The following is a 14,553-nucleotide window of genomic DNA, read 5'->3' as shown; positions in this document are numbered from 1 at the left end:
TTGATCGTCTCGCATGCGCCTGAAAGCAGGAGATCGAGGGCGCAGTAGACCCGGTTGGCGTATGGTATGCCTGACCTCAACGGCACGGCCGGTCTCATTGGCGGACCTAACCGATAGAGCATTTGATCATTCCAATCTGCCCAGCGATCGTTTCGGTCCCCGAGCGCGGCAACGAATTCAGCTTCTTCGACATGCCGGACGCTTTGAAGCTGCCCGTGATAGCGAAAGCCTAGGTAGTTCGGCGGCGTCGTAGGCCAGCCCCTTTCTCAATCGGATGGAAGTAGGCGTTGTCCTTCTCAACGACGTCGATCCACGTATAGCCGGGATATATCTCCGCCGGCGAAAGCGCGACGACGTAAACAAGATTACTGCTCACAACCTGCGCTGCCACATAGCCCTCCAAATGAAGATCCAAGTCTCGAAGCCACCGCCGTTCAGTCGAGCCCCGGGCTATCACCAACGCGCCGGCGATAATCTGCCGGATGTCGTTCCACGACAGGTGTAATACAGGAACGCCGCCGACCATGGAGGGCAAAACTCTCGATGCCATATGGGCGTTAGCGGCAGACACTGACGCAATGAGGTTGTTTCCTACACCGGCAAACCGAGGGCGATAACGCTCCAACTGAGCCATCCCGGCTACCGCTCCGCCTACCTTTGCTTCAACGATCACATGGCACTCACCTGGCGCAATGATTTCGATATCGGTGTATCCGCCATCGGCGCCGTGACGCTGCAGTTCGATCCGGACATTGCCTGTAGGCACCCGGATGCCGAGCCGATCTAGCAAGGCACCGAGCAAAGCATCACTCCGACTTAACGTCCATCCGAGCGCGTAGGTGGCCGCGTTCTCGTTTCCGCCGAGCAACGAAAAGACGGTAGTTGCCTCTGCGCCGCTGATCACAAGCGACGTTGTCATCAACTAAACGGGCTCCGTCGGGCAGCGAAGGTCCGTTGTTCGCATAAGGCTCGCGTCACCTCTTTAGACGACAGTAAGCCCAACCACCGGCTCCAGCGACTGCAACCGTGGCAGCTCCTGCGATCACAACGGGCGCGCTGACAAAACCAAGAGCAGTCGCTCCAGCGCCGCCGAGGGTACCTGCTAGATATCCGGTCCCGCCGGCCCCAACCGAAGTAAGGATCGCTGCCCCGCTGCTATGCGCCACTGCGGCGACGCCAACGGTACTCGCAAGCGCACTTGCCCCCGCTACTGTGGTCCCGACCGTCGCAGCTCCGGCGGAAACTTTCTCACAAAGCGCGGTACCCATCGACGTGGATTGACGGGCCTTGGACGGCTGCCCGAGCGCAGGTGTCGTAAGCAAGCAAGACGCTAGAAGAACGCTAATTTTGATGCACTGACTCTTCATGACCCGATCTCCCCAAGCCGACTCGATACCACCTTCGCTTCAGAACTATGAGATCTATTTGCGGGCTAATCAAAGCGGCAACGTAAGCTGCCCCGTCTCAACATTTAAAGGTTGATACAAGGCACTGTAACCGTGCTCGGCAACTTCGCGTCGTGCGGCCGCCCTCAATCGCTCTTGCGGCACCGTAAGCGCCACGAGAGCCCAGCCTGGAGCTTGCTCGATCAGGTCCGCGATTCGTTGGGCGGTGATCACGCACGCCATGAACCGAACGCCATTGCGTGGGGCGACAAGCCGCGTTTCGCGAACTCTGCCTCAATGGGCGCCAGCAAGCTTTCGGGGCCGTCCTCCATGCACTGGAAGTAGACAGTCTGCATCTCAGCAGGCCGAAGTTCGGGCAAGATTTCCGCGATCAGATGATGCGTCTAGGAGAGCGGTTCTACGTCGTTGCGCATCAACTCGGGTGCGTGTTCCATGAGAACAAATGTGGAACAAGTCGGTGATCAAGTCAACGTTCCATTCGGAACTGGCGCGATCGGGTATACCGAGACTTCTATGGACTGACAAATCACGGGGCTTTATAACTAATACCGATCGCTGCTTTATCCAGCACGGTCGGCGATTGGCAATCTGGCGCTTGCGTGCGAACATATAGGCTGACTCGACCGCTCCGTCTGCGGTGATATGGCGTGAAAGTGAATCAATGCTGCACCGCAGCAATGCTCTTGAAATAGGTAGGTTGTGGCCGCACACTCCATCCAGCCTCCATTGCGGCGAAGGTCGACCATATGAAAATCGGCCGATAAATAGACTGTTCCAGTACCTAGTGACGGAAGAGGCCGGAACATGCCTGACGATCATTTTTGCACCGCCGAAGAGCGCTGGGTTCTCAATACGGTCAAAAAGTGGCCTAGTTACGACGCTACGTTTCATTAGAGCCCTGAGACAGGGTGGTCAGTCAGGACGCCTATGCAGGAGATAGATCGCCACGACCCCGATATCGCAATCAGGCAACAAGAATTCGAAATCGGCTTGCGCGCCATCTATGCCCGCGTCGCTGCGCGCTGGAATGATCATGCGAGCGAGATATTAGAGGGCAGATGCGGTTATTCTATCTTAGGCGCCTTGCCTGTTCGAAAATCGCCGCTGCTTATCATTGGTTTGAACCCCGGCTATGACGCGGACGATGCCACAATGCCGCCTCACAGGCAAACAACATGGCCGCTACATGCATATCTCGACGATGATCGATATCCGCTAAAAGATCGCCTTAAAGATCTACTCGACAGCGATCCGTGGCGGGGGCCACTCTCCCTCGCGCTCACGACCAATTTCCTGTTCTTCAGAAGCAGATCATTGCGCGGCGATCAGCCAGCGTGGCAGCAAGTACCCTTGCAACTTCGGCGCGAACTTCAAGCCTTCTGCCTTGGAGAGCTTCAAGAGCTGATCGATCTGGTAGCGCCTAAACGCATTCTCGTTCTCGGAATGACGGCGGTTGGGCAGTACCTATATGACAACCAACCGGCGCTTCAAGACGACAAAGGAAACTGGCTGATCGCGAAAGGTCACCTTTGGGGACGGCCAGCAATCGGGATCAAGCACCCCACCGGCGCGCGGTGGACAAACCGAGACTGGCAGCGGGCAAAGATATGGTTCTCCGCTCAAATCGATCCAACCGCGTTGTCGACCGATTATCCAGCCGCTCAACTATGAGCCCACCCTGCCACACGGGCCGGGCCAATTAAGAGTACGATAACGCCGCCGCCGAACGGTCAACGCGCCTCGTCAGTCGCTTGGTTCTCAATACGACGATGGCATGCTGTTCGCTCGATCGGTCGTGTGCTTACGTCGTGGCGCGGTGCACGCTGCAGAACGGACGATTGCCGCTAGAGCCGCCCTGCGCTGGGATCGGTATTGGCGGCAGTGCAGTATGGGCGATTGTTCGTAATCGCTCTCCAGAGGTCTGCCAGTTTAGCCAAATCGATCGCGAGGCCGGCCCGAACGCCCATCAACCGCGATGGAATGTCCGGGCTAGCCGGTCATGGTTTAGCCGAGCAGAGTGTACCGGCCATCGCTGTGACGCCTCCAAAGATGAACCGTCGGATCGGCGCCGGTCGCCGCCTCAAGCATCATCGGGACATGACCATCTTTAAATCCGAGCGTTTTCGCCGTACCGACGATGCGCCTGCCGCTATCGAAGCCGAACTCGATACATTCGGTGATTATCATCTGGGCAGCCACGTCTTTCAGTCCGGGGCGATAATGCTCCTTCATGATCACGCGCAGTGCATCGAAAAACTGGTTCACCTCCTCAGGCGTCCGCTCAATCAGTGGCCTCTCGCACAGTGATAGCGGCTGCGGCTTGCCAAGTGAGGTAATGTCCATCGTCGGCACAAAAATATCGGCGGCGGAGGTCGGCATATTGGTCATACAGATTGCTTTCGTTTCGAATAACTTCGCAGAGGAAGCCGAAAAATTAATGGGAGAAATGCCCCGAGCCACCCACCAGCAGCGCGCTAGCGGATGGATCGGGGGAAAATTTAGGCAGACGGATTCCAATCAATCTTCTGCTTCGCGGCGCCAGCCTCGACGGCGGCCAGAAGTGTGTCATTGGCGAGGTGGCTGTACCGTTGTGTGCTTTGGTAGCTCGCGTGCCCCAGCACCTTGCCAACGGCGAACAGGTCGACGCCGCTGTTTACCATAAAGCTCGCTGCCGAGTGGCGTAGGTCGTGTATCCGGAGCCCCGGCAGGCCGGCATCATCCCGTGCCTTCTGCCACCCGTGCTTGATCGTCGTGAACGGCTTCCGGGTATCGGGATTCGGTAACAGATAAGGACACCGACCGACCCGATGCAGCGACTTGAGGATGTCGATTGCCGCTTGCGACAGAGGCACGTGACGAGACTTGCCCGTTTTGGACGTCGGGATAAGCCATGCGCGACGTTCGATATCGACATGCTGCCATTCGGCGTTGAGCAACTCCGAGACGCGCGCGCCGGTGAGCAACAGAAGACCGACGATGGCCGGAAGAAGCGTATTGCGCGATGCAGCTACCGCCTTCTGCAGCCGCCGGGCCTCCTCGACGCTGAGGAAGCGCTCACGCGCGTTGTTTATAGGCGGACGACGAATGCCGACTACCGGGTTGCGAGTGACGCCGGGGGTGCCCCATGTCAGTGCCAGTGAGAACGATCGCCCGAACGTGACTCGAATTTTCTCGACCGTCGCTGGTGCGAGCCCTTCCCCCGCCTTGACGGCTAGCCATTGCGCGACGTCCTGCTGGCGTATCTCAGTCAGGCGAACCTTCCCCCAGCGCGGCAGGATATGCCGGCGGACATACATCTCGGTCGTGTCGAAGCTACGTTGATAGGTCTTCGCATGGGCGAGATGCTGTTCCGCAAGCTCGGCGTATGTCGGTACCGCTTTCACATCCGCCTTCACCGCCGCCGGATCCCCGCCAAGGGTGATCTGGGATCGCAGCCGCTTCGCCTCCTTGCGAGCTTGATCGAAGGTAACGTCGCCGAACGCGCCAATCTTGTGCTGCCGTTGGCGATCGTGCTGATCGTTGTAGCGCATGTAGTACGTCTTACCACCGGAGGACCTCACCTCCAGAACAAAGCCTGTCGTTACCGTGTCGTAGTAAGTCTCTTTGGTTTTGCCTTCTGGACAATGAGCGATGAGACAGAAGGTATTATCTAGCTTTCGCTTGGGCATGATTATGTTTCCTGTTTTATGTGCTTATATCGCGAGCTTCGCAGAGCCCCGCAGGACCCAAACGACGGCTGCGGCGGTAGGTCGGGTCCCGGCAGAGGGAATTGCTGCCTGACGGGCCCGCTGGGCCACCACTCGTCGGAAGCGGACTTGCGTAATGGCAGGCCGATAGCGACGGTGATCGGAGCACACCACGGTCCGCTGGCCGGGTCCGCAGATTACCGGTTGGAAGCCGCGACTTGAGAAGCGTGTTCCCGGTAGGTCGCGTACTTCCATCCCGCTTGCGGATTAGCTCGTCATCACTGTGAAGGGTGTGATGGCGGCGTGATCGATTAGGCGAAACGTTCCGTTGGCGTTTGACGCCCAGAGCCGGTCGGGGACACCCTCTTTACCGAGCCCCTCAAGGACCGCTGTAATCGTCGATGGCCAGCACCGCGTAGCGCGCGCAACGGCAGGAACGATCTCTTCTATCGTGTTCAAGCCCATCTCGATGGCAGCAACCACTGCCCCGGGCACAACAGCAAGGCCGCCCAGCCGACGCCTTCCGGCGGTGTAAACGGATGAGTTCGGCCCGCACATGAACTGCAGTGCAGCTAGGTGGAACGCAACGCGACCCCGGTCGATAAGGTGCTGATCAATTGTAAAAATTTGCATGAGACATCCATATTAAACTTAAGGATGCAACTGCATTGGGGCGCTGCTCGCACGACCTGCCAACTAAGAACTAGGCTTATGCCTCGGACACAAGTGTGGCGTGTTCATTGAACAACGCCCTCAATGCACTTGCGGAGGACTTCGCGGAGGTGGCCGACATGCTCGAGAGCAGATGGGTCGCCGGTTACCGCGTCATAGTCAGATCGTACGGCTTCTCAGCCATTGCAAGACCACGCCGGAAAAGAATGTTATCATCGCTTCTACGCGGCCGATCGAAGCAGGTGCCTTCCGTCATGTTTCGAGGAAAATAGAGCGGCTGAAGGCTGGCAGTTGGATATCTCCGGCTGCTAGCCGGACCAAGGCGCACCGGTTGTGATGCGAGCCTGACCGCCTACGGCGGAAAGCTGGCCGGGGTCGGAAACCTGGAAAACTGGCGCCCTGCCCCGACCTAGCGACTTAGCCGGCGGCGCCGCCCTCTGCGGCCGGCAACATCACATACACTTTCTTCCCCCGTTCACCGACGCTGAAGTCCCATCGATGCACCTCGGGATCCTGCCCGGTGTACCGCTCGATAAGCTTGACGACGGACTGTCGCCCAAGGCCCTCGCGGGCGCCAACCGTTCGGGCCAGCTCCATCTTCGTGTTAATGCCTTCCCCGATGGCTGTTGAGATTGCCGCGATGATCACCGCATCCGATCGGATTGCCGCCTGCCTGTGGAAGGCATCTACGGCTGCCGGATCGACTTCACGAACCGACGATAGCATTCCCGCATACGATGCCTCGCTGTCGAGCGTGAAGGCGTAAGCAACGCTTTGGGCAACGTTCCCGCGGCGTTTCGTGCAATCAAACTCGATGATGCGTTCCTGCGTATCGCCGCCTCCAGCAAGCTCGTCGATGACGTAAGCGCAGTCGAAGTCTTCCATAACGTCGCTTGTACCTGCGTAAACGAGTTTTCCATCTCCGCTACGCTGTTTGTTGGTGTGTGCCAGAGCGACGAAGGTCCCACCCTTCATAGTGAACTCTCGGATAAGCGCTCCGAAAGCTCGACCTTCGTTCTTGTCCATCAGCGACATAAACTTCTTTAGCGTGTCCGCAACGATATATATGCCGCTTGCGGCGTCGTGATGGGTCATCGCCTTGATGATCTTCGCAAAGTCTTTTGTCTCGAAATTTGCATGGCCGGGAGCTATAATGTTTATTCCATATTCTTCCATAATATGGATCTTATCGACTAAGCCATGAGCACTATCATCCGCCGCTATATAGAATATGTTCTGCGGGGTGATGCCGCCCTTCGTTACGGCTTCGATCATCAAGTGCATCGCGAGTAGAGTCTTGCCTGTATTCGGCTTTGCGTACCAAACCGACGATTGTCCTGATAGGCACAGGTTTCCCAAAAATGGTCGCTGCTCTTCAATGGCCTTCTCCAGTTCGCTTGCCATACCGATTAAGGTATAATGCTGAAGGAGATTGTGCGGGTGATGCTTGTGCTCCGTCGGGATCACCGTCTCGGAAACGTTATCAGGCTTCGGAGGAATTTCGACCTCAATTGCTTTTGGGTCATGTATGCTGACCACGGCTTCCCGTAGTTCGTCTTTGTTAAATGTAGTCACTTTGCACCAGTGTCAGGCGAATATCGCTCTGAATGATGTGATGGCCGCTATGCGGAAGGCGCAAACAAAAGGCAGTCATTCGCCCGAGGTGTCGACCCATCACGTGATCGGCCCGAGCGTGGTAGTCAAATGGCGTCGTTGTTCCTGTCGGTCAAGACTCTGAGCGATCCAGAATTTCAGATTTCCAGGATCCTGCCCCCCTCCAGTTTTCCACTGGCGTCGTGAGTGTGGACATCCGCCAGCGCCATCCTGACGACGATAGTAACACTAGGGATAACCGGTCCCCGGCCAAACCCCCGGTAGCCCTCGCGATCACCCGCCGCGTGGCCCTTCTCCCGTGCATATCGTGGCAGCGACGTTAGTCCCAACCGACAAGATCTTAATTCAGACAGGCCCTTCAGACGCCCTCCGTGCCCGACTTCGATGGGGCAACTCCGGGCAATCGGGGCACCGACGCGGGTGGCGATGTCGGATGAGTGACCACGGTCCGCTCACGCTGCCGCTGTATTAGTGTCACGAACATGGCGAAGCTGAGCAGCCAGATTGCCCCTACTGGATGGGACTGCATCAAATTTGCGAATACCCCGAACGCGAGCAACCCAAACGTTTCGGCGGGACGGACGAATACCCCGATCACCAAGCAGATCAGGCCGATGATCACGAGCACCGATAGCGCGGCCTGGAGGACGCTGAGAATGATCCCGGCGAGAAGCAGCATTCCTAGTAGTTTCATGGTTTGTTCCTTCCCACGGCGTGCGCCTTGCACAGAGTGAGGAGATCAGGGTCGACCCCATCGGCGTCTTGGATCAGGAGGATGTATGCAAAGCCGCTATCCCCGACGGTCACGATCATCTCGAACCAGCCGCCGAGGTCCTGCAGCCAGTCCCAGAAGGGATGGAACGCCGCCGATCCGGAACGGATACCGTCGATGATGTTGGCGGTCGGATAGAAGCCTATTTCGCGTTCGATATCGGACTCGGTGTCATTGGGCTGAATGACCAAGATGTGTGTAGCAGCGGCCAACCCGGCGGCGGCGTAGTGAACGATCCGAGTGGTAAGAAACGCGCGGAGGTCGTGATCGATCGGCAGCGCTAACGCGGCCTTCGTTGTCGCCTCGTCATACAGAGAGAGCATGGCATTCCTTTCAGGCATAAAAAATGCCCGCTAAGCCGATGGGCTTGCGAGCTGCGGGCCGTTCAAGACGGCAAGGGGTTGGTGGCTCAGTCAGATGGCGGGGGCGTACTCACGACACACGCCTAGTAGATCGGCATCGACGGCATCATCGTCCTGGACGAACACCACCCAACCGAACCCATCATCGGACAGCACGTAGACCAGCTCGAACCAGCCCTCGTGCCGCATGATCCACTCCCATGATGGCTCGAAATCGAGATCACCGTACCGAGCCCCATCGACAAGATTTTCGAGGATGGAGAAACCTAGCTCGGCTTTGACGGACTGATCGTCGTCACCAGCTTGAACGATCAGAAAGTGAGCGAAGTTGGCTATGTCACGGCCGCCGTCCTCGGTTAGCTGGATGATGCGTTGATCGAGTATTGAACGAAGGCGTGCCTCCTGCGGCGGCTGGATTGCCCTCAGAATTGAGGCGGTATTACGTAGCGAAAGCATTTTGGATCTCCCTTAGGCAAAAGAATGACGCCTCAGGATTTCTCCCAAGACGCCAGCAGTACTTTGATATTTGGTTGTTAAGGCGGTCCAGACACGGGTCTCTGGTCACACCCGAGTATGGATGTGGTGCAGCTTCTCGGCGCCATCATCGGAAGCTGAAGGGGTTGTCGCAGGAGCGGTTGGCGCTCGATGCGGGTATGGAACGCAGCTACGTGAGCGATCTCGAACGCGGCACCAGGAACCCGTCTGTGCGTGCACTTGGGCGGCTGGCGGCCGCGCTGGGGATCGAGCCGAAGCTGCTGCTGGAAACGCCCGTAGGTGGGACTTCCAGATAAGATACCGGGTTTTGCGCGCTCGACGGGATCAACAGCTTACTGGAATTCGACAAGCTAAGCCGCTGCTGGGGTTGACCTGATCAAGACGATGTTCCTAAAGTTGTTCGGACTGGCTCTAGCCGGTGGGCTGGCAGGCGGGATGACCGTCGGGACCAAGCGCACCTGCTACGGCGAGGCTACGGCGAAGGTCGGAACCTCGATTGTGCGGCACGGGCCTAACGGAACCGCTGCAGGGTACAGCACCCACTCGTCCGAGGAATCTACTCTAGCTGCAACCTTTACCGTTTCGGGTACCTGTCAGGCGGCTAGTGGCATTATTCTGAAGGGCGGGCGGGAGCCCGGGGCGTATTCTCCGCCGCGGTTGCCCAAGCGTCCAAAAACGCTAGGCTTCCGGGGAGGAAATGAAGATGCGACGGACATGCAAAAACGTGCCAACTCGGCACGGGCTGATTGGGGAGCTTCGCGCCTCTTGATCGGACTGGCTCTAGCCGGTGGGCTGGCAGGCGGGATGACCGTCGGGACCAAGCGCACCTGCTACGGCGAGGCTAAGGCGAAGGTCGGAACCTCGATTGTGCGGCACGGGCCTAACGGAACCGCTGCAGGGTACAGCACCCCGTCGGACGGGTGAGGCCAACTGACAGGACCCATAGGACTTGCCCTCCGATCTACTCAAAGCCGTCAACAAGCTCGATAATCTTGAACGCGCGTGGCGCGTCATCCAGCAGAATGGCCGCACTTCCAAGTCCGAGACGGTCAGGCTGGAATTAGAACGCTTTGCCGAGAACGCTCCTCACAACCTTCGCTCCTTGATGGGCAGGCTCGTGCGTGGCTCGTTCAAGTTCGGAAAGGCCAAAGGCGTTCCAATCCCAAAATTAGACGCCAAAGGTAAGCCGACCGGGAGCATTCGGCCGATCGTACTAGCACCAGTCGAAAGTCGCATTGTTCAGCGCGCAGTCCTAAACGTGCTGATCGAGGTCGAGGCGCTGAAGCCCTACATTAAAACCCCATACAGCTTCGGTGGCATACGCAGCAACCGGCAGCGCAACGAACAGGAACGTGCCGCCGAACTATCAGCCGTGCCTGCCGCTATTCAGGCAGTTCTTGCGGAAATAGGCCAAGGTGCACGTTTCATTGCGAGCGCTGACATTCGCGCATTCTTCACCCGCATTTCACAAGATCATGTACTCGCCGTCATCGGTGATGCAATCGGTGACGGCCATGCCGACTTCCTCGCATTTCTACGCCGTGCGATCACGGTCGAGTTGGAGAACCTAGCTCTGCTTAAGGAGAAGGCTGCAAACTTCCCGACGGAAGATATTGGCGTGGCGCAGGGAAACTCCCTTTCTCCACTGCTCGGCAACATCGCCCTTTCAGAATTCGATCGGGTTATGAACGAAGGCGATTGCCACTGCATCCGCTACATCGACGATTTCATCATCATGGCACCGACTCAGAAGGCTGCCAACTCTCGCCTAGCCAAAGCAATCAAGCTGCTAGCCGCCCTGCAGATGGAACTTTCGCCGGAGAAGAGCTCTAAAGGCGGTTCGCCGATTTCAGATCCGTTTGACTTTCTGGGCATCACGATATGCCCAGGCCTGATCTCGGCCCAGCGCCAAAGCCCAGTATCGTTTCACCGAGTCCGTCACCAAAGTCTTCTCCGAGGCACAAAAAGCGATGGTGGCAATGAAGAGTGGCCAACCGCTTGAACGTGACCGGACGCTGATCGCAACTTTAAAACGCGTAGACGGAATGATTGATGGCTGGGGGAAGCATTATTGGTTCTGTAACGACGGGCACTCGTTTGCCGCTTTGGACCAACGAATAGCCGAGCAAGTTGCGGCCTTTCTGGGTTGCTATCGCACGGTGCGAGAGGTGATCGTGCCTGCGAAGCGGATGTCGCTCTTAGGTTTGCCAGAGTTAGTTCGGATCAAGCGTGAACCGTTTTCCTACCCGAAACTGGGTGATGTGCTATAGATATCGCCGTTCCGGCTTACCTCCACACGGTACCGGCTCGAATTCTAGCTGTTGCGACTGATCACGCGAGGATCCTTCGTATGCATGGCACCCGACACGTATCCCTCGAAGTCGGCGCTTCAGTGACCACTTCCTTTATCACTGAGTGATTTCCCGAAGCAATATTTCAGCTTGCGCTAACACCGTTTGAACGGCTTCATCAGCAAGATCGGGCGGATAACCATATTTTTTAAGGATGCGCTTCACTAATACTCGCATCCTGGCCCGCGCGCTTTCTCTCTGATGCCAATCGACTGTTACATTGCTGCGTAGCTGATTCAAAACTTCGTGTGCGATAACTCTTAGTTTCTCGTCGCCCATCGCCTCGACGGCGCTCTGATTTTCGGCAAGCGCATCATAGAACGCAATTTCCTCGAGGCTGAGTCCTTGCTCCTCTCCCCTCGCACGGGCCGCTTGCATATCCTTAGCGATGCCGATCAATTCCTGAATCATCTCGACCGCGGATATTGCACCTGCATGATAGCGGGCCACCGCTTCCTCCAGCCGATTGGAGAAGGCGCGGCTTTCAACGAGATTGGTCTTGGACCGGCTAGCAATCTCGCCATTGAGGAGCTTCTTCAACGCCTCCAGAGCAAGGTTCTTTTTCTCCATCTTCTCGACTTCCATAAGGAATTCGTCGGAGAGGATCGAAATGTCAGGAGACTGGATGCCCGCAACCTTGAGGATGTCGATAATTTCGGATGAGGCAACCGCCCGGTCCACCAATTGCTGGACGGCGAAGGAGCGATCCTTCTCGCTAATTTTCCCGGTGGCGGTATTCTTGGCGAGCGCGGCACGGATGGCCTGAAAAAATCCGACCTCATCCCGGATCGTTCGCGCTTCATCGCTGGCAGAGGCAAGCGCATAGCCCTTGGAAAGCTCCAACACCATGTCGAGATAACGACGGTGTGCGCGCTTTTTGTCCTCGACATCCTTCTGCTTCGCGGCCTGCGATTCCTGCCAGCGCAGCACCCAATCGATAGCACTGCCAAGGCAGATTAGGCGTTCGCGCGGCTGGCCATGAATGCCGGGGCGATAGTCGAAGCCGTGGAACAGGTCGCGGATCGCTTCATACCGTTCCATCATCGCAGCGACGGCAGCGGCTTCATCGATGCCGGTCTTGTCGCGGTCTGAATCGGTATATTGGCCAAGCGCGTTGCGAAGGTTCTGCGCCACGCCGATATAATCAACCACCAGCCCGCCGGGCTTGTCCTTGAATACTCGGTTCACGCGGGCAATTGCCTGCATCAAGCCGTGCCCGCGCATGGGCTTGTCGATGTACATCGTATTCACGCAGGGCGCGTCAAAGCCGGTCAGCCACATGTCGCAGACGATCACGAGGCGCAAAGGATCATCGGGGTTGCGCGCCCGCTTGGCGAGGTCGTCCCGCCGCTTCTTCGCGCCGATATGCTGCTGCCAGTCGAGCGGGTCCGATGCCGCCCCGGTCATCACGATCTTGACCATGCCTTCTGCGTCATCGACAGAATGCCAATCCGGGCGAAGCGCAATGATCCAGTTATAAAGCGCAACACAGATGCGACGACTCATGCACACGGCCATCGCCTTGCCGTTCATCGCCTCAACCCGCGCTTCAAGGTGCGTCACCATATCCGCCGCGACTTGTTCCAGCCGCTTGTCGGCCCCGACCAGCGCCTCCACAGCGGACCACTTGGCCTTCATCTTCTCGGCTTCGGTCAGCGACTCGTCTTCGATCAGTGCCTCAATCTCGGCATCGATCAGCGGCTTTTCGTCATCGTTGAGTTCGATCCGGGCAAGACGGCTTTCATAGAAAATCGGCACGGTCGCGCCATCTTCCACCGCGCGGCTGATGTCGTAAATATCGATGTATTCGCCGAAGATGGCCGGGGTGTTAATGTCCGCGGCTTCAATCGGTGTGCCGGTAAATCCTATGAACGAAGCGTTGGGCATCGCTTGTCGGATGTAATGGGCGTAGCCATAGCGCCGCAGCCCGGTTTCCCGGTTGAGCTTGGATTCAAAGCCATACTGGCTGCGGTGCGCTTCGTCGGCAATGACGATGATGTTGCGCCGGGCGGATAGCAGCGGAATCTCTCCTCGCCCTTCTCCGGGGAAAATTTCTGGACCGTGGTGAACACCACGCCGCCCGCCGCCTTGTCCAGAAGCTGCTTCAGATCGCTGCGGCTATCGGCCTGCTCCGGGTTCTGCCGGATGAGGTCACGGCATAGGCCGAAGGTGCCGAAGAGCTGATCGTCCAAATCGTTGCGGTCGGTGAGGATCACCAGCGTGGGGTTTTCCAGCGACTGCGATTTCACCGCCAGCCCGGCAAAGAACGCCATTAACAAGCTCTTGCCCGATCCTTGTGTGTGCCAGATGACACCGATCTTGCGATCACCGTCCGGGCTGGTTGCTTCAATCGCCTGCCGCACCGCTTTCTGTGCACCGTGGAACTGGTGATAGCCCGCAACGATCTTGAACGGACCCTCCCCCTTGTCGCCAAACACGATGAAATCGCGGATCAGCGCCAGCAGGTTTTGGCGCGTGAACACCCCGCGTAGCAGGGTTTCCAGTTCGGGTGTACCGCGATGGGCAAAGTCCAGCCCGTCCACTGTCCGCCACGGCATGAAACGTTCCTGATCGGCGGTGATCGAGCCGATCCGCGCTTTCATCCCGTCCGAAGTCACGAGCACGGCATTCGTGCTGAACAAGCTGGGTATCTGCTGGAGATAGGTCTGCAACTGGTTGTAGGCGTCGGTCAGCGTCGCGTTCTTCGATGCGGCGTTCTTTAATTCCAGCACCGCTAGGGGCAGGCCGTTGACGAACAGCACCACATCAGGGCGGCGGTTGGCCCGGCTCTCGACCACGGTAAATTGGTTGACCGCCAGCCAGTCGTTGGCGTCGGGGCGGTCAAGATCGATCAGCCAGATTTTGGTAGACGCGGTCTGGCCCGTGTTGCCGCGATATTCGATATCGACGCCTTCGGTGAGCAGCTTGTGGATGCGGCGGCTCTCCTCAACAAGTGAGGGAAGCTCGCCCGTGAGCACCCTGCGCATGGCCTCGGTGCGCGCTGCATCCGGGGCATCTTCATTAAGCCGGGCAATCGCCGCTTCCAGCCGTCCGACAAGTATGACATCGCCGAAGGATCGCCGTTCGGGAGCCACGCCATCGGGCGCGATCACCGAGCCGTGGAGGTAGGACCAGCCCAACTCTTGCAGGGTTTCCAGCGCCGCCAGTTCGACAATATCTTCGGTGATACTCACC

General features: G+C 57.8%; 14 protein-coding genes and 1 pseudogene. 4 read left to right on the top strand and 11 right to left on the bottom strand.

The window, feature by feature from the left end:
* Positions 1–229: 229 nt before the first annotated feature.
* Both QP165_RS13420 and QP165_RS13415 read right to left on the bottom strand, forming a co-directional pair.
* A complete protein-coding gene (locus QP165_RS13420) occupies positions 230–919 on the bottom strand; it encodes a hypothetical protein (protein ID WP_333996016.1) in 690 nt (229 codons plus the stop codon).
* A gap of 517 nt (positions 920–1,436) precedes the next feature.
* Complete coding sequence (locus QP165_RS13415; RefSeq protein WP_333996015.1) at positions 1,437–1,628, bottom strand: DUF6771 family protein; 192 nt, start codon at positions 1,626–1,628, stop codon at positions 1,437–1,439.
* 705 nt (positions 1,629–2,333) lie between these two features.
* Here QP165_RS13415 and QP165_RS13410 point away from each other — a divergent pair.
* The gene (locus tag QP165_RS13410) at positions 2,334–3,077 is read left to right on the top strand and encodes a hypothetical protein (protein ID WP_333996014.1); all 744 of its coding nucleotides are present in this window, start codon (positions 2,334–2,336) and stop codon (positions 3,075–3,077) included.
* Between the two features lie 333 nt (positions 3,078–3,410).
* On the opposite strand, the gene QP165_RS13405 is transcribed toward QP165_RS13410, so the two are convergent.
* The 7 genes from QP165_RS13405 to QP165_RS13375 form a co-directional block, all read right to left on the bottom strand.
* Positions 3,411–3,794, bottom strand: coding sequence for a hypothetical protein (locus QP165_RS13405; RefSeq protein ID WP_333996013.1), 384 nt, complete (start codon positions 3,792–3,794; stop codon positions 3,411–3,413).
* A gap of 110 nt (positions 3,795–3,904) precedes the next feature.
* Positions 3,905–5,074, bottom strand: a complete 1,170-nt coding sequence (locus QP165_RS13400; RefSeq protein WP_333996012.1) for a tyrosine-type recombinase/integrase — start codon at positions 5,072–5,074, stop codon at positions 3,905–3,907.
* A gap of 285 nt (positions 5,075–5,359) precedes the next feature.
* A complete protein-coding gene (locus QP165_RS13395) occupies positions 5,360–5,725 on the bottom strand; it encodes a hypothetical protein (RefSeq protein ID WP_333996011.1) in 366 nt (121 codons plus the stop codon).
* A gap of 456 nt (positions 5,726–6,181) precedes the next feature.
* Positions 6,182–7,339 carry an AAA family ATPase gene (locus QP165_RS13390; RefSeq protein WP_333996010.1) on the bottom strand — a complete coding sequence of 386 codons (1,158 nt, stop codon included), beginning with the start codon at positions 7,337–7,339 and terminating at the stop codon, positions 6,182–6,184.
* Positions 7,340–7,736: 397 nt separating this feature from the next.
* Entirely contained in the window at positions 7,737–8,072 is a 336-nt protein-coding gene (locus tag QP165_RS13385; protein ID WP_333996009.1) for a hypothetical protein, read from the bottom strand.
* Positions 8,069–8,473, bottom strand: coding sequence for a hypothetical protein (locus tag QP165_RS13380; protein ID WP_333996008.1), 405 nt, complete (start codon positions 8,471–8,473; stop codon positions 8,069–8,071). Before QP165_RS13380 ends, QP165_RS13385 begins: the two co-directional genes overlap by 4 nt.
* Positions 8,474–8,563: 90 nt before the next feature.
* Positions 8,564–8,968, bottom strand: coding sequence for a hypothetical protein (locus QP165_RS13375; RefSeq protein WP_333996007.1), 405 nt, complete (start codon positions 8,966–8,968; stop codon positions 8,564–8,566).
* A 197-nt stretch (positions 8,969–9,165) separates the two neighbouring features.
* On the opposite strand from QP165_RS13375, the gene QP165_RS13370 reads away from it, so the two are divergent.
* The 3 genes from QP165_RS13370 (at position 9,166) to QP165_RS13360 (ending at position 11,277) form a co-directional block, all read left to right on the top strand.
* Entirely contained in the window at positions 9,166–9,303 is a 138-nt protein-coding gene (locus QP165_RS13370) for a helix-turn-helix domain-containing protein (RefSeq protein ID WP_333997033.1), read from the top strand.
* Between the two features lie 653 nt (positions 9,304–9,956).
* Positions 9,957–11,009, top strand: a complete 1,053-nt coding sequence (locus QP165_RS13365) for a reverse transcriptase domain-containing protein (RefSeq protein WP_333996006.1) — start codon at positions 9,957–9,959, stop codon at positions 11,007–11,009.
* The gene (locus QP165_RS13360) at positions 10,987–11,277 is read left to right on the top strand and encodes a hypothetical protein (protein ID WP_333996005.1); all 291 of its coding nucleotides are present in this window, start codon (positions 10,987–10,989) and stop codon (positions 11,275–11,277) included. Before QP165_RS13365 ends, QP165_RS13360 begins: the two co-directional genes overlap by 23 nt.
* 138 nt (positions 11,278–11,415) lie before the next feature.
* Here QP165_RS13360 and QP165_RS20085 read toward each other — a convergent pair whose 3' ends face one another.
* Together QP165_RS20085 and QP165_RS20080 are read right to left on the bottom strand one after the other, a co-directional pair.
* Positions 11,416–13,347, bottom strand: coding sequence for a type I restriction endonuclease subunit R (locus QP165_RS20085; protein ID WP_443019374.1), 1,932 nt, complete (start codon positions 13,345–13,347; stop codon positions 11,416–11,418).
* Positions 13,348–13,451: 104 nt separating this feature from the next.
* Positions 13,452–14,552 (bottom strand): annotated as a pseudogene (locus QP165_RS20080) (type I restriction endonuclease); the annotation flags it as partial.
* Position 14,553 lies beyond the last annotated feature (1 nt).

It is taken from the genome of Sphingomonas sp. 22R3R2A-7 (assembly GCF_036856055.1).
GTDB lineage: Bacteria > Pseudomonadota > Alphaproteobacteria > Sphingomonadales > Sphingomonadaceae > Sphingomonas.
Note: the sequence above shows the minus strand (reverse complement) of the source record. Positions and strands in the feature narration are given on the sequence as shown.

Coding starts and splice junctions, on each gene's coding strand:
- QP165_RS13405 (WP_333996013.1), bottom strand. CDS start 3,794: ATGACCAATATGCCGACCTCCGCCGCCGATATTTTTGTGCCGACGATG.
- QP165_RS13360 (WP_333996005.1), top strand. CDS start 10,987: ATGAAGAGTGGCCAACCGCTTGAACGTGACCGGACGCTGATCGCAACT.
- QP165_RS13415 (WP_333996015.1), bottom strand. CDS start 1,628: ATGGCGTGCGTGATCACCGCCCAACGAATCGCGGACCTGATCGAGCAA.
- QP165_RS13375 (WP_333996007.1), bottom strand. CDS start 8,968: ATGCTTTCGCTACGTAATACCGCCTCAATTCTGAGGGCAATCCAGCCG.
- QP165_RS13380 (WP_333996008.1), bottom strand. CDS start 8,473: ATGCTCTCTCTGTATGACGAGGCGACAACGAAGGCCGCGTTAGCGCTG.
- QP165_RS13385 (WP_333996009.1), bottom strand. CDS start 8,072: ATGAAACTACTAGGAATGCTGCTTCTCGCCGGGATCATTCTCAGCGTC.
- QP165_RS13370 (WP_333997033.1), top strand. CDS start 9,166: ATGGAACGCAGCTACGTGAGCGATCTCGAACGCGGCACCAGGAACCCG.
- QP165_RS13410 (WP_333996014.1), top strand. CDS start 2,334: ATGCAGGAGATAGATCGCCACGACCCCGATATCGCAATCAGGCAACAA.
- QP165_RS13395 (WP_333996011.1), bottom strand. CDS start 5,725: ATGCAAATTTTTACAATTGATCAGCACCTTATCGACCGGGGTCGCGTT.
- QP165_RS13420 (WP_333996016.1), bottom strand. CDS start 919: ATGACAACGTCGCTTGTGATCAGCGGCGCAGAGGCAACTACCGTCTTT.
- QP165_RS13400 (WP_333996012.1), bottom strand. CDS start 5,074: ATGCCCAAGCGAAAGCTAGATAATACCTTCTGTCTCATCGCTCATTGT.